The organism is Pseudomonas sp. 2995-1 (genome assembly GCF_002742505.1).
Taxonomy (GTDB): Bacteria; Pseudomonadota; Gammaproteobacteria; order Pseudomonadales; family Pseudomonadaceae; genus Aquipseudomonas; species Aquipseudomonas sivasensis.
This window is the reverse complement of record NZ_LJSA01000432.1, coordinates 130,347-148,655: the sequence shown is the minus strand read 5'-3', so window position 1 is coordinate 148,655 and position 18,309 is coordinate 130,347. Positions and strand designations below refer to the sequence as shown.

Genomic DNA, 18,309 nt, shown 5'->3' with positions numbered 1-18,309 from the left:
GGGTTTTTTGCTTTTCATGTGGGTTAGCGTTTTGCGATAAACCCCGATAACGCCGCAATCGCCTCCGGTGACTTCAAGCGCTGGACGAACAACGCGCCCTCCTCCTCGATGACCTGGCGTAACTGATCACGGTCCACACTTTTCATCAATTGCTTGGTCACCTGCACCGCCCCCGGCGCCAGGATTTCAAAACGCTCAGCCATTTCCCGCGCCTTGGCCAACGCCGCTTCACCACTGCCCAACGCCTCAGTGGCGATGCCCCAGGCGGCAGCCTGCTCCCCGGTAAACCCCTCGCCCAATAGCAAAAGTTCAGCTGCCTTCGCATGCCCAAGCAAACGCGGCAGGATCAGGCTCGAACCAAACTCCGGGCACAGCCCCAGGTTGACGAACGGCATACGCAAGCGCGCATCACGACTGATGTAAACAAGGTCACAGTGCAGCAGGAGGGTTGTGCCAATCCCCACCGCGACTCCCGCCACTGCCGCGATCACCGGCTTACGGCAGTTGAGTAGGCTTTTCATAAAATGAAACGCTGGGCTGTCGAGATCACTGGGCGGCTGTTCAAGAAAATCGCCGATGTCATTACCGGCGGTAAAACACTCGCTGCTGCCCTGGATCAGCACGGCGCTGATCGCTGAGTCGGCATCCGCCTGCTCCAGCGCCTCGGCCAGTTGCGTGTACATGGCGCGGGTCAGGGCGTTTCTCTTATCCGGGCGGTTGAGCTGCAGGGTCAGCAACCCGCGCTCGCGGTGCAGCAGGATGGCGTCGGTCATGGTGAGTCTCGCGGCTGTAGAGTTCAGCGCTCAACCACGGGGCAGGAACACATCGGCCAGCAGTTGATTACGCGGCAGTCCCGCCAGAAACAGGCGCTTGGAAAACGCCTCGACACTGGCGGGGTGTCCGCAGAGTAAGGCGAGCGTTTGCCGGGAAACAAGCCGCAGTTGCGCCAATGCCTGGGCCGACTCGGCCGCGGTCCACAGTTCCACCGTAAGGTTCGGATGACATGCACCCAGCGCCATCAGGGGTTCAGCCAGATAATGGCCGTCGGCATCATGGGCCAGGTGAATCACACGAATGGCGCCTTGGTGATCCTGGCGCAAAGCCTCGCGCAATACGCCCCACAACGGGCCGAGGCCAGTGCCGGAGGCAAGCAGCCAAAGCGGCCGGGATTGCCAGTCGGGATCGTATTGCAAAGCGCCGCCGCGTAGCTCGCCCAGGCGCAGTTGATCCCCGACCTGCAACTGCCGGGCAAGATCACTGAATTCACCGGGCTGCCGACAATCGATATGAAACTCCAGAAATGCATCTTCCTGGGGCAGGCTCGCCAGGGAGTAAGGCCGCGCGACGTGCCCTGCCCACAGCACCAGGTGCTGTCCAGCCCGATAACGGAGACCGCGCTCAGGTTGCAGGCGCAGGCGCACTACATTCGAGTTCAGCCAATCAGCACCCACCACCAGGGCGGCCAAACCGTCACGCAGCGGGTCAAACGCCTCGACCTGCAGATCGCCCGTCACTTGGCACTGGCAGGCCAACCGCCAACCGTCCTGGCGTTGCGCGGGGCTCAGGGCATCGGGCTGCTTGTCCTCGACCTCGCCCCGGCAGCGCACCAAACACGCATGGCAACTGCCCGCCCGGCAACTGTAGGGCACGGCCACACCCGCCTGGTTCAAGGCATCCAGCAGATTGCTGCCGGCAGTTACCGACCAATGGCGTTCGCCGACGTACAGTTCAGGCATATAAGGACTCAATTACAGGGGAGGCGCACAGGGAATCATGCCTGCGACAGTTTGACCATAGTCGGGTGTATCGGCCACCGCGTCGGGTTATACTGCCGCGCCTTTTTAGCGTCGCGCCTGCACCACTTTGGCGTGCCTTGGAAAGGTGGGCTCAGCCGACCGATGTACCCCACTGAGCCCACCTTTATTGAATGTTCCCTTATAGAGGAGCGCGACTCATGACCGTGATCAAGCAAGACGACCTGATTCAGAGCGTTGCCGACGCCCTGCAATTCATTTCCTACTACCACCCCGTTGACTTCATCCAGGCGATGCACGAGGCCTACCTGCGCGAAGAATCGCCGGCAGCCCGTGACTCCATGGCGCAGATCCTGATCAACTCGCGCATGTGCGCCACCGGCCATCGCCCGATCTGCCAGGACACCGGTATCGTCACCGTGTTCGTGCGCGTGGGCATGGACGTACGTTGGGATGGCGCCACCATGGGCCTGGACGACATGATCAACGAAGGCGTGCGTCGCGCCTACAATCTGCCGGAAAACGTCCTGCGCGCATCCATCCTGGCCGACCCGGCCGGTGCACGTAAAAACACCAAGGACAACACCCCGGCCGTGATCCACTACTCCATCGTCCCGGGTAACACCGTGGAAGTGGACGTGGCGGCCAAAGGTGGTGGTTCCGAGAACAAGTCAAAAATGGCCATGCTCAACCCATCCGACTCGATCGTCGACTGGGTGCTCAAGACCGTTCCGACCATGGGCGCCGGCTGGTGCCCGCCGGGCATGCTCGGCATCGGCATCGGCGGCACCGCCGAGAAAGCCGCAGTGATGGCCAAAGAAGTGTTGATGGAGTCCATCGACATCCACGAGCTGAAAAAGCGCGGCCCGTCCAACCGTATCGAAGAGATGCGCCTGGAGCTGTTCGAGAAGGTCAACCAACTGGGCATTGGCGCTCAGGGCCTGGGTGGCCTGACCACCGTGCTCGACGTGAAGATCATGGACTACCCGACCCACGCCGCCTCCCTGCCGGTGTGCATGATCCCCAACTGCGCCGCCACCCGTCACGCACACTTTGTGCTCGACGGCTCGGGCCCGGCGTCGCTGGAAGCGCCACCGCTGGACGCCTACCCGGAAATCGTCTGGGAAGCCGGCCCGTCGGCTCGTCGCGTCAACCTCGACACCCTGACCCCGGAAGAAGTCCAGAGCTGGAAACCGGGCGAAACCGTGTTGCTCAACGGCAAGATGCTCACTGGCCGCGACGCTGCGCACAAGCGCATGGTCGAGATGCTGAACAAGGGCGAAACCCTGCCGGTAGACCTCAAGGGTCGCTTCATCTACTACGTCGGCCCGGTTGATCCGGTGCGCGAAGAAGTGGTTGGCCCGGCTGGCCCGACCACCGCGACGCGGATGGACAAGTTCACCCGCCAGATCCTTGAGCAAACCGGCCTTTTGGGCATGATCGGCAAATCCGAGCGCGGCCCGACCGCCATCGACGCGATCAAGGACCACAAGGCCGTGTACCTGATGGCCGTGGGCGGCGCTGCTTACCTGGTGGCGCAAGCTATCAAGAAGTCGCGGGTTGTCGCGTTCGCCGAACTGGGTATGGAAGCGATCTACGAGTTCGACGTCAAAGACATGCCGGTCACCGTTGCAGTCGATAGCAAAGGCGAATCCGTGCACATCACCGGTCCTGCCATCTGGCAGCAAAAGATCAGTGAAAGCCTGGCGGTAGAAGTGCAGTAAGCACTTTCCCTCAAGGATAAAGGCGACTGCGGCCCCATGGCCCAGTCGCCTTTTTTATGGCGCGTGGTATGGTGCTTGCCCCTTACCGTGCCTGCTCATCACCGTATGATCGCGATCCCTCGCCCCCTGCGCCTGACCTTCTACGCCCTGTTGATCATCGCTGGTGCGGTGCTGGCCGCTGCATTGGCCACGCGCCAGGCCGAACGCCAGGCCCTCGTGGATGAGGCCGCCCGCGCCAACCAACAGCTCGCGTTATATGCCAACTCGCTGCACACCCTGATCGAACGCTACCGCGCCCTGCCCGCCGTGCTCGCACTGGACTCGGAAATGATCAGCGCGTTAAAGGGCCCGTTGGACACCGCTACCCAAGACGCGCTTAACCGCAAGCTCGAACGCATCAATGGCGCCGCGCAGTCGTCCACCCTGGAATTGATGGACCGCACCGGCCTGGCCGTGGCTGCCAGCAACTGGGCGCTGCCGAGCAGTTACGTCGGGCACAACTATGCATTTCGGCCGTATTTCAGCCAGACCAAAAGCCAGGGCACCGGGCGCTTTTACGCGGTGGGAGTGACCACCGGGATTCCGGGTTACTTCCTTTCCAGCGCGGTGCTCGATGAACACGAGCAGTTCCTTGGCGCCATGGTGGTGAAGCTGGAGTTCCCTGAGCTTGAGCAAGAATGGGCCCAGGGGAATGACTTGCTGCTGGTCAGCGATGCGCGTGGCATCGTGTTCATTGCCAACCAGCCTGGCTGGCGCTATCGGAACCTGCGGCCGCTATCGGCCAATGACCTCGCTGAGCTCAAGGCCACCCGCCAGTACGACAAGAAACAACTGCTGGCGCTGGAAACCGACACCCTGCAGCGCTTCGACGAAAACAGTCACCTGATGCGCGTCAACGGCCCCGACGGCAGCGCCCAATACATCTGGGAATCCCTGCCATTGAAGGCAGAAGGCTGGACCCTGCACCTGCTGCGCAAACCGCAATTTCCTTTTGAAGACCAACGCAACGCGGGACTGGCCGCCGCCGGTTCCTGGCTGGCACTGGTGTTCCTCGCGCTGTTCCTGAGCCAACGCTGGCGCCTGGCCCGCTTGCGCCAGCGCAGCCGTGAAGAGCTGGAGCAACTGGTGGAAGAACGCACCCAGGCCCTGCGCACCGCCCAGGATGGTTTGGTGCAATCGGCCAAGCTGGCGGCGCTGGGGCAGATGTCCGCCGCCCTCGCCCACGAAATCAACCAGCCACTCACGGCCCAGCGCATGCAGCTTGCTACCCTGCGCCTGTTGCTGGATCACGGCCGTGTGGACGACGCCTACAAGGCGCTCACGCCGCTGGACGACATGCTCACGCGCATGGCCGCACTCACCGGCCATCTCAAGACCTTCGCTCGCAAAAGTCCTAGTGGCCTGCGCGAACGCCTGGACCTGGCCACGGTGGTCGACCAGTCCCTGCATCTGCTCGACGCGCGCCTGCGCGATGAAGCCATTGGCGTCGTGCTGGACCTGACACGCCCGGCTTGGGTGCGCGGCGATGCCATCCGCCTGGAACAAGTACTGATCAACCTGCTGCGCAACGCCCTCGACGCCATGGCCGACAAACCGCGCAAGCGCCTTGAGATCCGCCTGCACGCCGACCAACAGCTTTGGCTTTTGACCGTCAGCGACAGCGGCGGCGGGATCCCCGAAGAACACCTGAACAACGTGTTCGATCCGTTCTTCACCACCAAGCCGGTGGGTGACGGCCTCGGTTTAGGGCTGGCGGTGTCCTTCGCTATCGTGCACGAACTGGGCGGACGCCTGATCGCCGATAACCAGGGCGACGGCGCGACTTTCACCCTGACCTTGCCCATCGCGCTGGAGACGCCGGACCTATGCTAAATGCGGTGATTGTGGTCGATGACGAAGCCAGCATTCGCACGGCCGTGGAGCAGTGGTTAAGCCTCTCAGGGTTTGAGGTGCAGTTGTTCAGCCGCGCCGAGGAATGCCTGGCGCACCTGCCCAAAGACTTTCCCGGTGTGATCCTGAGCGACGTGCGCATGCCTGGTCTCAGCGGCCTGGAATTGCTCGCCGAAGTACAGCGCCGCGACGCCGACTTGCCGGTGATATTGCTCACTGGTCACGGCGACGTGCCGATGGCCGTCGAAGCCATGCGCGACGGCGCCTACGACTTCCTGGAAAAACCCTTCAGCCCCGAGGCCCTGCTCAACAGCCTGCGACGTGCATTGGACAAACGCGGGCTGATCCTGGAAAACCGTCGCCTGCATCAACAGGCCGATCACCGCTCGCAGCTCGAATCCAGCCTGCTCGGCGTGTCCCGCGGGTTGCAGAACCTGCGCCGCCAGGTGCTCGACTTGGCCAGCTTGCCGGTCAACGTGTTGATCCGTGGCGAGACCGGCAGCGGTAAAGAACTGGTCGCGCGCTGCCTGCATGATTTCGGCCCTCGGGCCAAGAAGCCGTTTGTGGCGCTCAATTGCGCGGCAATTCCCGAGCAGTTGTTTGAAGCCGAGTTGTTTGGCCACGAAAGCGGCGCGTTCACCGGCGCCCAGGGCAAGCGCATCGGCAAGCTGGAGTACGCTCACGGCGGCACGCTGTTCCTGGATGAAATCGAAAGCATGCCCTTGGCCCAACAAGTGAAACTGTTGCGGGTATTGCAAGAGCAGAAACTGGAACGACTGGGCTCTAACCAGAGCATCCATGTGGACTTGCGCATCATTGCCGCGACCAAGCCTGACCTGCTCGAAGAGGCCCGCGCCGGACGCTTTCGCGAAGACTTGGCCTATCGCCTCACCGTCGCACAATTGCGCCTGCCGCCCTTGCGCGAGCGTCGTGAAGATATTCCGCTGCTGTACGAGCACTTTGCCCACAGCGCTGCCGAACGCTTAGGCCGCACGCCCGAGCCGTTGAGCGGCCCAGCCTTGGGGCGCCTGCTCAGCCATGACTGGCCCGGCAATGTGCGTGAACTGGCCAACGTCGCCGAGCGCCAGGTATTAGGCCTTGGCGAGCCGGAGCCGGAGGGCATCGAGGCCGGGCAATCACTGGCTGCGCAGCAGGAAGCCTTCGAAGCCCATTGCCTGAAGGCCGCTTTGACCCGGCACAAGGGCGATATCAAGGCGGTGTTGACGGAGCTGCAACTGCCCCGCCGGACGTTCAATGAAAAGATGCAGCGCCATGGCCTTGCACGGGACATGTTCCTCAAGGACGAATGAGCGGATTTCCGCTCATTGGCCCCGAATCTTCAGCAAGTTTCCGCTCAAAAAAATCTGCAAACCCTTCTAGATCGGGCCTTCATCTACCTGGCACAGCTCCTGCTATAGCCCAGCCAGGCAGCGCTCGCGCCGCTCCATAAAAACAACTAGATGAAGGATCCTTCAATGGATAACTCCAACTCCCTGCCTCTGGGGTCGGCGGCAGCGCCGGCAAAAGAACGCACCACCTCCAGCCGCATCAAATCGATCTTCAGCGGATCGGTCGGCAACATGGTCGAGTGGTACGACTGGTACGTCTACGCCGCTTTCTCGCTGTACTTCGCCAAAGCCTTCTTCCCGAAAGGCGACACCACCGCCCAACTGCTCAACACCGCCGCGATCTTCGCCGTGGGCTTCCTGATGCGCCCGATCGGTGGCTGGCTGATGGGCCTGTACGCCGACAAGGTCGGGCGTAAAAAAGCCCTGATGGCCTCGGTCTACCTGATGTGCTTCGGCTCGCTGCTGATTGCCCTGAGCCCGGGCTATGAATCCATTGGTATCGGTGCGCCCATCCTGCTGGTGTTTGCCCGTTTGCTGCAGGGGCTATCAGTCGGCGGCGAATACGGCACCTCCGCCACCTACCTCAGCGAGATGGCGACCAAGGAACGTCGCGGCTTCTACTCCAGTTTCCAGTACGTAACCCTGATCTCCGGTCAGCTCATCGCCCTGGCGGTGCTGATCGTGCTGCAACAGGTACTCACCACCGAGCAACTGTACGCGTGGGGCTGGCGTATCCCGTTCGCCATCGGCGCCCTGTGCGCAGTCGTCGCGCTGTACCTACGTCGTGGCATGGAAGAAACCGAGTCCTTCACCAAGAAAGAAAAAGCCAAGGAAAGCGCAATGCGCACCTTGATGCGTCACCCCAAGGAACTGATGACCGTGGTCGGCCTGACCATGGGCGGCACCCTGGCGTTCTACACCTACACCACCTACATGCAGAAATACCTGGTGAACACCGTCGGGATGAGCATCTCCGACTCCACCACCATCTCGGCGGCAACGCTGTTTCTGTTCATGTGCCTGCAGCCCATCATCGGCGGGCTGTCCGACAAGGTCGGCCGTCGTCCTATCCTGATCGCCTTCGGCATCCTCGGCACCCTGTTCACCGTGCCTATCCTCACCACCCTGCACACCATCCAGTCCTGGTGGGGCGCGTTCTTCCTGATCATGGCCGCGCTGATCATCGTCAGTGGCTACACCTCGATCAACGCGGTGGTGAAGGCCGAACTGTTCCCGACCGAAATCCGTGCCCTGGGCGTGGGCCTGCCGTATGCACTGACCGTGTCGATCTTCGGCGGTACAGCTGAATACATCGCGCTGTGGTTCAAGAGCATCGGGATGGAAACCGGCTACTACTGGTACGTGACTGCGTGTATCGCGGTGTCGCTGATGGTCTACGTGACCATGAAAGACACCCGCAAACATTCGCGGATTACCACGGACTAAACATGTGGGAGGGGGCAAGCCCCCTCCCACATTGGTTTTACATCGCTGGGTTAATCAGGACAGTTCCGCCACCTCGTTGCGCCCATACCGCCGCTGCGCATAGGACGCTCCGGCAATCATCACCACCAGCACCGCCGCCAATACCGCCGATGATCCAATGGTGCCGAAATCCAATCCGCCCTTTTCATGGGGCTTGGTCAGGAAGTCGCCCAGGGTTGCACCAAACGGCCGGGTCAACACAAACGCCACCCAGAACAACAACACCGACGAGATTTGGGTGAAGTACTTGAGCGCCACCACCGCAGCGATGGTCGAGCCAATCAACAAGGCACCACCGGCGAAGCCGAGACCCGAATCATCCGCCAGGAAGTCGCCCAATGCGGTGCCCAGTGTGTTGGAGAACAGGATCGCCATCCAATAGAACAACTCACCCCGGAAGGTCTGCACCTTGTTCACGTTCAGCGAGTCACCGCTGAGGTGCCACAGCGCAAAAATGATCATCAGGATCACAATCAGGATCATCGACCCCGTGGCGTAACCCAGCCCCAGGGTACGGTCCATGAAGTCGGACATCGTGGTACCCGCAGTGCTGGTGGACAAAATCACGATCCAGTACAGCACCGGGTTGTAGGTTTTGGACCAGAGTTGCGTCACCAGGGTGACCAGGAACACGCTGATCAAAATCATCGAACTGATCGCATAACCGACATTCAGGGTCATCGACAACAAGTCCCCGGCGGTTTCGCCCAAGGTGGTTGCGCAGATTTTCATGACCCAGAACGCCAGGGTGATCTGAGGAAGTTTATTCATAAGGTAGAAGGCTCCGAAGCTCAGTCTTTCGATGGCCGACTTATAGGGGTGTCGACCTTGTGCGCAGACTGAACGGGCCGCTGTGAAAAATAGGTGGGCGATGAATGAAAATTCCATGGCTTGATGGAAATTCGCTGCCACGGGTTGCACTATGAGCGCCTCCCAGAATTGCGTAGCAGGAACCCCGGCTCATGTCTGACGATATCCATTTCTACGAACCCGCCAACGGCCACGGCCTGCCACATGACCCGTTCAACGCCATCGTTGGTCCACGGCCAATCGGCTGGATCTCGTCGCACGACAGCGCAGGCCGCCTGAACCTGGCGCCCTACAGCTTCTTCAATGCGTTCAACTACATTCCGCCGATCATTGGGTTTTCCAGTGTCGGGCGCAAAGACAGCCTGAACAATATCGAACAGACCGGCGAGTTCGTGTGGAACCTGGCTACCCGCCCGCTGGCCGAGCAGATGAACCAGAGTTGCGCGGCGGTCTCGCCGGAGGTGAATGAGTTCGAGTTGTCCGGCCTGACGCCCGTGGCCTCGAAAATCATCGCCGTGCCACGGGTGGGCGAAAGCCCGGTGTCATTCGAATGCAAGGTGACGCAGATTATCCAGCTGCAACGCGCCGACAAAGGGTTGGTGCCGAGCTGGCTGGTGCTGGGCGAGGTGGTCGCGGTGCACATTGCCAAGTGGCTGCTCAAGGATGGCATCTACGACACCGCCGCCGCCGAGCCGATCCTGCGTGGTGGCGGCCCGGCGGATTACTTCCAGCTGGGGCCGGAGGCGCTGTTCAAGATGTATCGCCCAGGCGCCAGCAAACCCTGACTGAAATACAACAAAAATGTGGGAGGGGGCGTGCCCCGATGGCAATGGCACATTCAACATCTTTGTTGACTGACACACTGCTATCGGGGGCAAGCCCCCTCCCACATTAGATTGTCGGCGTTGTTCAGATGGCGGCGCTCGCCCAGGTCAGCTGCCCCTCTTCATCCACACCGATCAACCGCTCAAGCTGCACGGTGGCTGCATCATCGGCGTCGGAGGCGGTCTTGAACGTCTGTCCATCCAGGATCTTGTGAAACTTCGGTGCCCCCATACCATCCAGTGCCTTGACGGCGACGGCGGCGCTGTAGCCCCCTTCACCCGGTACTACGGCGGATACGGCTTCGTGGTGGGTAAATTGTTTACGTGCCATGTTGCAGGTCCTGGCCAATGGAAAGGCGGCCATTCTAAACCTGTTCACCCAGCGAGTTGCAGGTACTCGCCATAGGCGTTGGTGGCGGATGCGTCGGTGAAGGTTTGGAAATCCATGCTGCGCACCACCATGTCGTTCAACAGCTCGGTAAAGATCATCAGGGCCGGCGAGCTGAAGTAGGCACTCATCGCCTGCTCGCTGCTCCAGAAACCCGAGACCAACCACACATCGGGATCGACCTGGGAATGCTGCAACGAGAATTGCAGACAACCCTGAGCCTGGCGACCCGGTTCGATCAAACTGCTCAAGCGTGCACCGAGTTCGGTGCTGCACCCGGTGCGGGCGCGGATAAAGGCCATATGGCTCGCGGGAATGGGGGTGGACATGTTCGACTCTCCCGTTGAGAAGTGATGCTCGGCAAACACGGTGAGGGTGTGCTGCCACAGGATCAAAGATAACGGCGCGCAGGTAGGCGCGGTTAGTCGATTCCTGCCGGCTTATTGCACAATCCTGCGAGAAGCGTAAACCGGGTACTCGGCTCACTGGTTTTGCGCCATGCACAAACGCAGTATTTCAGGGAGATGACAGGCCTCACGCTTGCCTGATTGGCGATACGCCGCAGGATCAGGCAAGGATTGTGCAGAATCGACCTAACACTATTTGAAAAGCCGCCGCTAAGCTGACCCCATCAAAGCCGCCTGCAGAGGACGCTTCATGTCGTTGCCCGAATATCAGTCCATTCCTCTCGATGCCGAGATGGAAAAGCAGCGTGCCGAACTGGCCAGTATCGTGCACAGGCATACTTGGGAAGATGGCTCCTACGGTACCGCGATCACGTCGCTCTACCTGAACCGCCACAACACGCCACGCGACTTTATGCCGGTGCTGGTGGAACCCGCGCTGTGCATCCTTGCCAACGGCAGCAAGGAAGTGCGCCTGGCGGATGAAATCTTTGCCTACGACCCGCTCAATTACCTGGTGTTCTCGGTGGCGATGCCGGTGGCCGGGCGGATCATCGACGCCACGCCCGACGATCCGAACCTGTCGGTGCGGATCAATATCGACCCGGCGCAGCTGACCGCCCTGATCGCTGAAGCCGGCCCCATGGGCGTACCCACACGCCCGACATCACGCGGCATGTACGTGGACCGGATTGACAACCAATTGCTCGACGCGGTGCTGCGCCTGGCGCGCTTGCTGGATACGCCCAAAGACATCGCCATGCTGGCCCCACTGATCAACCGGGAAATTCTTTACCGCTTGCTACGTGGGCCGCAGGGTTATCGCCTGTATGAAATTGCCGTGGCCAACAGCCAGAGCCATCGGGTGAGCCAAGCGATCAAGTGGCTCAATGGCAACTACGAACAACCGCTTCGCATTGATGATCTGGCCAAGGAAGTGAACCTGAGCGTTTCGACATTGCACCACCGCTTCAAGGCAATCACCGCCATGAGCCCCTTGCAGTACCAGAAGCAGTTGCGCTTGCAGGAAGCACGCAGATTGATGATCGCCGAAGGGCTGGAAGCATCAGCGGCGGGCTATCGGGTGGGGTATGAAAGCCCGTCGCAGTTCAGTCGGGAATACAGCCGATTGTTTGGGGCGCCGCCGCTGCGGGATCTGGCCCGCCTGCGCCAAAGCATCTGACCGAATGAAGATCAAAATGTGGGAGGGGGCTTGCTCCCGATAGCGGTGGGTCTGCTTTAGATACCAGACTGAGACACTGCCATCGGGGGAAAGCCCCCTCTCACATGGGGCCGCGAGCATTCAATCCAGGGTGCGCGGTAGTTGCAGGGTCACCCGTAAGCCCCCCTCCCGCAAATTCTGCAAACTCACTTCACCGCCATGGCTGTGGGCAATATTGCGCGCAATCCCCAGGCCCAACCCATAGCCCTGCTGCTGCCCGGACAGGCGGAAGTGCGGCTCGAATACCTGTTCCAAACGCTGCTCCGGAACGCCGGGACCTTCATCGTCGACGTGCAGGACAAACTGCGCACCATCATCCTCGATATGCAAATGCGCGTTCTGCCCGTACTTCAACGCGTTATCGATCAGGTTGCCGATACACCGCTTGAGCGCCAGCGGCTTGCCCGGATAGGTCGCCAATGCAGCGCCATCCAGGGTCACACGGCCGTTACCGTTTGGCGCCACATAAGGCTCTACCAGGCATTCGAGCACATGGTTGAGATCGACCGGCTGGATGTTCTCGTGGATATCGGTGTCTTTCACACATTGCAGCGCGCCCTTCACCAGCAACTCCAATTCATCCAGGTCACGGCCGAATTTGGTTTGCAGGTTTTCGTCTTCGAGCAGTTCCACACGCAGACGCAGGCGGGTGATCGGTGTGCGCAGGTCGTGGGAAATCGCGCTGAACAGTTGGCTGCGCTCGGTCAAATAGCGGCTGATGCGCTCGCGCATGGCATTAAACGCGCGGCCCACTTCCACCACTTCACTGCCGCCGCCTTCGGCCACCGGCTCCACATCGGCGCCGAGAGACATGTCTCGCGCCGCCCGCGCCAAGCGCTTGAGGGGGCGGCTTTGCCAGTGCACCAGCAGGCCAATGAACAACAGCAGAAAACCGCTGGTCAACACGATAAACCACACCTGCTGGGACGGTAGGCCCTGTTCTTCAAGGCTGGTGTAGGGCTCAGGCAGCAACGAGGCGATGTACAGCCATTCGCCGGGGGCGAGTTGGATCTGGGTCACCAGCACCGGCGGGTTTACCGGTTCCAGGGTCAGGGCGTAATGGGCCCAAGAGCGCGGCAACTCATCGAGCTTGAGGCCGGCGTTGAAGATGCGCAGGTCTTCGGCGCTGACGAATTCCACCGAGATGTGCACGTCGGCGCCCAGGGTCTGGCGCAGCACTTCGTCCACGGCCACCAGCACCGCCTGCTTGCGTGGGGTTTCGGGCAATACCTGCATGTCCAGCGGACGGTCATTAAGGGTGACTACAAACCGGGTGCCGCCCATGCTACGCAATTGGTCGAGAACCAGCGGACGATAGGCCACCGGCAACGAACGGAAGTAACTCACACTGGCGGTCATCGAATGGGCCAGGCTGCGAGCGCTGGTGACCAGGCCCTCAAGCTGGGTAGCACGCAACTGCGAAACCCAAATCACGCTGGACAACGCCTGGGCGAACAACACCGCAAGCAAGGTCAGCAGCAGCATGCGCCCCAGCAGCGAGCGCGGTACCGGGAAGCGGCGCCGGCGTTCGGTCACCGGTTCAGTGGACATTGCCGGCAACCACGCTGGCTGCCAGTTGATAACCGCTGCCACGTACGGTGCGGATCAGCCTCGGGGGCTTTTCGGTGTCGCGCAGGCGTTGGCGCAGGCGGCTGACCGCCATGTCGACGATGCGGTCCAGCGGCATCAGGTCGCGGCCACGGGTGGCGTTGCCGATAGTGTCGCGATCGAGAATTTGTTGCGGATGGTCGAGAAACAACTTGAGCAGTGCGAAGTCGGCACCGGAGAGAATCACTTCCTCGCCGTCCACGTGGAACAGCCGATGGCTGATCATGTCCAGGCGCCATTCATCGAACACCAGCACATCGCCACTCCCACTGCGCTCCTGGCCAAACTGGCAGCGCCGCAACAGAGCCTTGATCCGCGCCTGCAACTCGCGAGGGCTGAACGGCTTGCCGATATAGTCATCGGCGCCCAGTTCCAGGCCGATCACGCGGTCGGCTTCGTCAGAACTGGCGGTAAGCATAATGATCGGCACCTGCGCCTGGCGCGGGTGCTGGCGGATCCAACGGCAGAGGCTGAAGCCATCTTCGTCCGGCAACATCACATCGAGGATGACCAGGTCGCACGGCGCCTCGTTCATCGCCTGGCGGAACCCCGCGCCATCCGGCACGCCACGCACCTGGAAACCGGCGCGACTGAGGTAGGTTTGCAGCAATTCGCGGATTTCCTGGTCGTCGTCGACGAGGAGAATCGATTTACTGATTACGCTCACGGGGTCCTCCTTGTTGTTATGGGGTGTTCTTTATGGCCTCATCGGGGGCAGGTCACTGCCTAAGCAAATGCCTGCTCTAACGCCACACCCGCCCCGGTCAACCCGGAATACGGCGCGGTCACCAACCACACCGGAATACCTTTGAAGTAGTCGCTCATGCAGCCTTTGTCGCTGAAACTCTTGGCAAAGCCGCTGTTGATGAAAAAGTCGGCAAACCGCGGAATCACCCCACCCACGATATACACACCACCGCGTCCACCGGTGGTCAGCACATTGTTGCCCGCCACTCGGCCCAGCCAGACGCTGAACTGCTCCAACACTTCCATCGCCACCGGGTCGCCGGCCAAGCCTGCAGCCGTGATGGCCTCGGGCGTGTCGAGCACAGGCGCGTGACCGTCCACCGCACAAATCGCGCGGTACAGACGCGGCAAGCCGCCACCGCTCAACGCCGTTTCAGCGCTGACGTGGCCAATCTCGTTGTAAATGTGTTGCCACAACTGGGTTTCCCGAGGGCTGCTCAGGGGCAGGTCGACGTGGCCGCCCTCCCCCGGCAACGCCGCGTAACGACCTGCGCCGAGATCCAGCAGTGTGCCGACGCCCAGGCCAGTGCCAGGCCCGATCACCACCGCCGGGCGCAACGGCTCCGGCGTGCCCTCACAAACCACGCGAAATTCGTCGGGTTGCAGGCGGGTCATCCCCAGGGCCATGGCGGAGAAGTCATTGACCAGCAGCAGTTCATCCACCTGCAAGGTCTTGCAGAACGCCGTCTTGCTCAGGCGCCAGTGATTGTTGGTGAATTTGAATTCATCGCCACTCACCGGCCCGGCCACCGACAGGCACACCGCGCCGATGTCCCCGATTTCCAGGCCCTCTTCCTTCAGATAGACCTTGATCGCCTCTTCAGGGGTTGGGTAATCCGCCGTGGCATGCACCCGAATCGAATGCAGTGCCGAATCCCGCCACACTGCAAAACGGGCGTTGGTACCCCCGATATCACCGACCAGCGCTAACTTCACTTAAGCGTCTCCAAGGCAGAGGTAAAGGCGCTGGCGCCCTGCTCTGCGGAGCTTGCGGCCAAGCGCATAAATCCAAACAGCTCGCGGCCGGCCCCCACGTTATTGCCCAGAAGGCCCGTGGCAGGCGTGCGCGCTGCAAATTCTTCGGCGTCCACCTTAAGCTCCAAGGTGCCGGTAACGCCATCCACACGAATGATATCGCCATCGCGCACTCGCGCCAGCGGCCCGCCGCTCTGGGCTTCGGGGTTGACGTGAATCGCGGCGGGAATCTTACCCGACGCGCCGGACATACGCCCGTCTGTCACCAATGCCACCTTGAAACCACGGTCCTGCAGCACACCCAGGAACGGCGTCATCTTGTGCAGCTCGGGCATGCCGTTGGAGCGCGGGCCCTGGAAGCGCATCACCGCGACGAAATCTTTTTCCAACTGACCAGCCTTGAACGCATCGGCCAGATCCTGCTGATCCTGGAACACCACCGCCGGCGCTTCGACGATCTGGTGCTCTGGGGCTACCGCAGAGACTTTCATCACACCGCGGCCGAGGTTGCCTTCCATCACGCGCAGACCACCTTCCGGCGAGAACGCACGGGCCACGGGGCGCAGAATGGTTTCGTCGAGGCTTTCGATAGGACCGTCACGCCAAACCAGCTCGCCGTCGACCAGGAACGGTTCCTGGATGTATCGGCTCAGGCCCTTGCCGGCCACGGTGTTGACGTCTTCGTGGAGCAGGCCCGCTTCCAGCAGCTCACGGATCAGGAACGACATGCCGCCCGCCGCCTGGAAGTGATTGATATCGGCCTTGCCGTTTGGATACACGTGGGACAGGGTCGGCACCACCTCGGAGAGGTCAGCCATATCGTCCCAGGTGAGGATGATGCCTGCCGACATGGCGATGGCCGGCATGTGCAGGGTGTGGTTGGTGGACCCGCCGGTCGCGTTGAGGGCGACGATGGAGTTGACGATGGATTTCTCGTCGACGATCTCGCCGATCGGCGTGAAGTTGCCGTTGGCCTTGGTCAGGCGCGTAACCTGATGCGCGGCTTCACGGGTCAGCGCGTCACGCAGCGGCGTGTACGGGTTGACGAATGAAGCGCCCGGCAAGTGCAGGCCCATCACTTCCATCAACAGTTGATTGGTGTTGGCAGTGCCGTAGAAGGTGCAGGTGCCGGGGCTGTGGTAGGACTTCATCTCCGATTCCAGCAGCTCTTCGCGAGTGGCCTTGCCTTCGGCGTAGCGCTGGCGCACGTCGGCTTTCTGCTTGTTGGAGATACCCGACGGCATTGGGCCGCCCGGTACGAAGATCATCGGCAGGTGACCGTAGCGCAGCGCGCCCATCATCAGGCCGGGGACGATCTTGTCGCAGATGCCCAGCATCAGTGCGGCGTCGAACATGTTGTGGGACAGCGCCACCGCCGTGGACATGGCAATGACTTCACGACTGAGCAGGCTCAGCTCCATCCCTGGCTCGCCCTGGGTCACACCGTCGCACATTGCAGGCGTACCACCAGCGAACTGGCCGACCGAGCCGACTTCACGCAGAGCTTTCTTTATTTGTTCAGGGAAATGTTCGTACGGCTGGTGCGCCGACAGCATGTCGTTATATGAGGAAACAATTGCCACGTTGGCGGCATTCATCATGCGCAGGCTGTTTTTGTCTTCGGTGCCGCAACCGGCCACGCCGTGGGCAAAGTTGGCGCATTGCAGCTTGCCGCGCATCGGACCGTCGCTGGCGGCGCCGCGAATGAGCGCAAGGTAAGCCTCGCGGGTGGCGCGGCTGCGGGCGATAAGCCGTTCGGTGACCTCAAGAACGCGGGGATGCATGTGTAGAACTCCAGGCTAACGGATGTGGCGACCTGAGTGTCTATGCTGATCAAACGCCCGCAGCGCATGGGATGGCAGGGTGTCGTTTGAATCATCGGACCAGTTGATTCAGGTCACTCGTTGTAGATTGAACAAAATATTGCCACTAAAAAGGCTTGTTTTCTATTTTTATGCGAATAATCTTGTAATTCTTACAACAAATCGACGACAGGCACTCTCCAATGACTCTTCGTATCGCAATCAATGGTTTTGGCCGTATTGGCCGTAATGTCCTGCGCGCACTGTATACCCAAGGCTACCGCCAGGATTTGCAGATCGTCGCCATCAACGATCTGGGCGACAGCTCGATCAATGCCCACCTGCTCAAATACGACACCGTACATGGCACATTCGACGCAGAGGTCGCCCACGATCAGGAAAGCCTGACCGTCAACGGTGACCGGATTGCCGTGAGTGCCATTCGCAACCCGGCTGACCTGCCATGGGCTGCACACAAGATTGACGTGGTATTCGAATGCACCGGTCTGTTCACCGACCGTGACAAGGCCGCCGCCCATATTACCGCCGGCGCACGCAAGGTGATCATCTCGGCACCGGCCAAAGGCGCGGACGCCACTGTGGTGTATGGCGTGAACCACGACATTCTGCGTCAGTCCCACCAGATCATCTCCAACGCCTCGTGCACCACCAACTGCCTGGCGCCGGTCGCCCAGGTGCTGCACCGCGAGCTGGGCATCGAGAGTGGCCTGATGACCACCATCCACGCCTACACCAACGACCAGAACCTGACCGACGTCTACCACACCGACCCGTACCGCGCGCGCTCCGCCACCCAGAACATGATCCCAAGCAAGACCGGCGCTGCCGAAGCGGTGGGCCTGGTGCTGCCGGAACTGGCGGGCAAGCTGACCGGCATGGCCGTGCGCGTGCCGGTAATCAACGTGTCCCTGGTAGACCTCACCGTAACGCTGAAGAAAGAAGCCACTGCCGAAGAGGTCAACGCGCTGCTCAAGGAAGCCAGCCAGCACTCGAAGATCCTCGGTTACAACACCCTTCCGCTGGTTTCCAGTGACTTCAACCACAACCCGCTGTCGTCGATCTTCGACGCCAATCACACCAAGGTCAGCGGCAAGTTGCTCAAAGTACTGGCCTGGTACGACAACGAGTGGGGCTTCTCCAACCGTATGCTGGATAACTGCCTGGCATTGTGTAACGCCGAATAATGCGATGCTTTGGGAGGGGCGATTCGACTTGCTCCCGATGGCGGTGTATCAGTCAGGAATGTGTTGACTGACACACCGCTATCGGGGGCAAGCCCCCTCCCACATTGTTCTAAGTAGGCCCA

The 18,309-nt window shown here is 61.0% G+C and carries 16 protein-coding genes; 7 read left to right on the top strand and 9 right to left on the bottom strand.

Features of this window, described 5'->3' with window-relative positions:
• Positions 1-23: 23 nt before the first annotated feature.
• Both AOA61_RS22565 and AOA61_RS22560 read right to left on the bottom strand, forming a co-directional pair.
• Positions 24-773: an enoyl-CoA hydratase-related protein gene (locus tag AOA61_RS22565; RefSeq protein ID WP_099602755.1), complete on the bottom strand. Its 750-nt coding sequence runs from the start codon at positions 771-773 to the stop codon at positions 24-26.
• 30 nt (positions 774-803) lie between these two features.
• Positions 804-1,736 (bottom strand): iron-sulfur-binding ferredoxin reductase, encoded by a 933-nt coding sequence (locus tag AOA61_RS22560; protein ID WP_099602754.1) that lies wholly within the window; start codon positions 1,734-1,736, stop codon positions 804-806.
• Between the two features lie 218 nt (positions 1,737-1,954).
• On the opposite strand from AOA61_RS22560, the gene AOA61_RS22555 reads away from it, so the two are divergent.
• The 4 genes from AOA61_RS22555 (at position 1,955) to AOA61_RS22540 (ending at position 8,163) form a co-directional block, all read left to right on the top strand.
• Positions 1,955-3,478: a fumarate hydratase gene (locus tag AOA61_RS22555; protein WP_032890870.1), complete on the top strand. Its 1,524-nt coding sequence runs from the start codon at positions 1,955-1,957 to the stop codon at positions 3,476-3,478.
• Positions 3,479-3,583: 105 nt separating this feature from the next.
• Positions 3,584-5,350, top strand: coding sequence for an ATP-binding protein (locus tag AOA61_RS22550; RefSeq protein ID WP_032890869.1), 1,767 nt, complete (start codon positions 3,584-3,586; stop codon positions 5,348-5,350).
• Entirely contained in the window at positions 5,344-6,678 is a 1,335-nt protein-coding gene (locus AOA61_RS22545) for a sigma-54 dependent transcriptional regulator (RefSeq protein WP_095185777.1), read from the top strand. The genes AOA61_RS22550 and AOA61_RS22545 overlap by 7 nt, the downstream gene beginning before the upstream one ends.
• Positions 6,679-6,843: 165 nt before the next feature.
• Positions 6,844-8,163: an MFS transporter gene (locus AOA61_RS22540; RefSeq protein ID WP_032890867.1), complete on the top strand. Its 1,320-nt coding sequence runs from the start codon at positions 6,844-6,846 to the stop codon at positions 8,161-8,163.
• A gap of 54 nt (positions 8,164-8,217) precedes the next feature.
• On the opposite strand, the gene AOA61_RS22535 is transcribed toward AOA61_RS22540, so the two are convergent.
• Complete coding sequence (locus AOA61_RS22535) at positions 8,218-8,973, bottom strand: membrane protein (protein WP_032890866.1); 756 nt, start codon at positions 8,971-8,973, stop codon at positions 8,218-8,220.
• Between the two features lie 191 nt (positions 8,974-9,164).
• Here AOA61_RS22535 and AOA61_RS22530 point away from each other — a divergent pair, with 191 nt between their 5' ends.
• Entirely contained in the window at positions 9,165-9,797 is a 633-nt protein-coding gene (locus AOA61_RS22530; RefSeq protein WP_099602753.1) for a flavin reductase family protein, read from the top strand.
• 124 nt (positions 9,798-9,921) lie between these two features.
• Here AOA61_RS22530 and AOA61_RS22525 read toward each other — a convergent pair whose 3' ends face one another.
• Together AOA61_RS22525 and AOA61_RS22520 are read right to left on the bottom strand one after the other, a co-directional pair.
• On the bottom strand, positions 9,922-10,167 hold the full coding sequence (locus AOA61_RS22525; RefSeq protein ID WP_099602752.1) for a hypothetical protein: 246 nt from the start codon (positions 10,165-10,167) through the stop codon (positions 9,922-9,924).
• A gap of 44 nt (positions 10,168-10,211) precedes the next feature.
• Entirely contained in the window at positions 10,212-10,553 is a 342-nt protein-coding gene (locus AOA61_RS22520) for an antibiotic biosynthesis monooxygenase family protein (RefSeq protein WP_032890863.1), read from the bottom strand.
• Between the two features lie 328 nt (positions 10,554-10,881).
• On the opposite strand from AOA61_RS22520, the gene AOA61_RS22515 reads away from it, so the two are divergent.
• A complete protein-coding gene (locus tag AOA61_RS22515; RefSeq protein ID WP_099602751.1) occupies positions 10,882-11,811 on the top strand; it encodes an AraC family transcriptional regulator in 930 nt (309 codons plus the stop codon).
• 120 nt (positions 11,812-11,931) lie between these two features.
• Here the strand turns inward: AOA61_RS22515 and AOA61_RS22510 are convergent, their stop codons facing one another.
• The 4 genes from AOA61_RS22510 to edd are packed head-to-tail and all read right to left on the bottom strand — an operon-like array spanning position 11,932 to position 16,964.
• Entirely contained in the window at positions 11,932-13,401 is a 1,470-nt protein-coding gene (locus tag AOA61_RS22510; protein ID WP_032890861.1) for an ATP-binding protein, read from the bottom strand.
• Entirely contained in the window at positions 13,391-14,125 is a 735-nt protein-coding gene (locus tag AOA61_RS22505; RefSeq protein ID WP_032890860.1) for a response regulator, read from the bottom strand. Before AOA61_RS22505 ends, AOA61_RS22510 begins: the two co-directional genes overlap by 11 nt.
• A 59-nt stretch (positions 14,126-14,184) precedes the next feature.
• Positions 14,185-15,141, bottom strand: a complete 957-nt coding sequence (locus tag AOA61_RS22500) for a glucokinase (protein WP_032890859.1) — start codon at positions 15,139-15,141, stop codon at positions 14,185-14,187.
• The gene (edd, locus tag AOA61_RS22495; RefSeq protein ID WP_032890858.1) at positions 15,138-16,964 is read right to left on the bottom strand and encodes a phosphogluconate dehydratase; all 1,827 of its coding nucleotides are present in this window, start codon (positions 16,962-16,964) and stop codon (positions 15,138-15,140) included. The genes AOA61_RS22500 and edd overlap by 4 nt, the downstream gene beginning before the upstream one ends.
• A gap of 221 nt (positions 16,965-17,185) precedes the next feature.
• Between edd and gap the strand changes: the two genes are divergently transcribed.
• On the top strand, positions 17,186-18,187 hold the full coding sequence (gene gap, locus AOA61_RS22490; RefSeq protein ID WP_032890857.1) for a type I glyceraldehyde-3-phosphate dehydrogenase: 1,002 nt from the start codon (positions 17,186-17,188) through the stop codon (positions 18,185-18,187).
• Positions 18,188-18,309: the final 122 nt, after the last annotated feature.

Bases quoted from the DNA above. Each gene is read 5' to 3' on its own strand.
- AOA61_RS22525 (WP_099602752.1), bottom strand. From the start codon at position 10,167: ATGGCACGTAAACAATTTACCCACCACGAAGCCGTATCCGCCGTAGTA.
- AOA61_RS22515 (WP_099602751.1), top strand. From the start codon at position 10,882: ATGTCGTTGCCCGAATATCAGTCCATTCCTCTCGATGCCGAGATGGAA.
- AOA61_RS22520 (WP_032890863.1), bottom strand. From the start codon at position 10,553: ATGTCCACCCCCATTCCCGCGAGCCATATGGCCTTTATCCGCGCCCGC.
- edd (WP_032890858.1), bottom strand. From the start codon at position 16,964: ATGCATCCCCGCGTTCTTGAGGTCACCGAACGGCTTATCGCCCGCAGC.
- gap (WP_032890857.1), top strand. From the start codon at position 17,186: ATGACTCTTCGTATCGCAATCAATGGTTTTGGCCGTATTGGCCGTAAT.
- AOA61_RS22560 (WP_099602754.1), bottom strand. From the start codon at position 1,736: ATGCCTGAACTGTACGTCGGCGAACGCCATTGGTCGGTAACTGCCGGC.
- AOA61_RS22555 (WP_032890870.1), top strand. From the start codon at position 1,955: ATGACCGTGATCAAGCAAGACGACCTGATTCAGAGCGTTGCCGACGCC.
- AOA61_RS22530 (WP_099602753.1), top strand. From the start codon at position 9,165: ATGTCTGACGATATCCATTTCTACGAACCCGCCAACGGCCACGGCCTG.
- AOA61_RS22510 (WP_032890861.1), bottom strand. From the start codon at position 13,401: ATGTCCACTGAACCGGTGACCGAACGCCGGCGCCGCTTCCCGGTACCG.
- AOA61_RS22545 (WP_095185777.1), top strand. From the start codon at position 5,344: ATGCTAAATGCGGTGATTGTGGTCGATGACGAAGCCAGCATTCGCACG.
- AOA61_RS22535 (WP_032890866.1), bottom strand. From the start codon at position 8,973: ATGAATAAACTTCCTCAGATCACCCTGGCGTTCTGGGTCATGAAAATC.
- AOA61_RS22565 (WP_099602755.1), bottom strand. From the start codon at position 773: ATGACCGACGCCATCCTGCTGCACCGCGAGCGCGGGTTGCTGACCCTG.
- AOA61_RS22540 (WP_032890867.1), top strand. From the start codon at position 6,844: ATGGATAACTCCAACTCCCTGCCTCTGGGGTCGGCGGCAGCGCCGGCA.
- AOA61_RS22550 (WP_032890869.1), top strand. From the start codon at position 3,584: ATGATCGCGATCCCTCGCCCCCTGCGCCTGACCTTCTACGCCCTGTTG.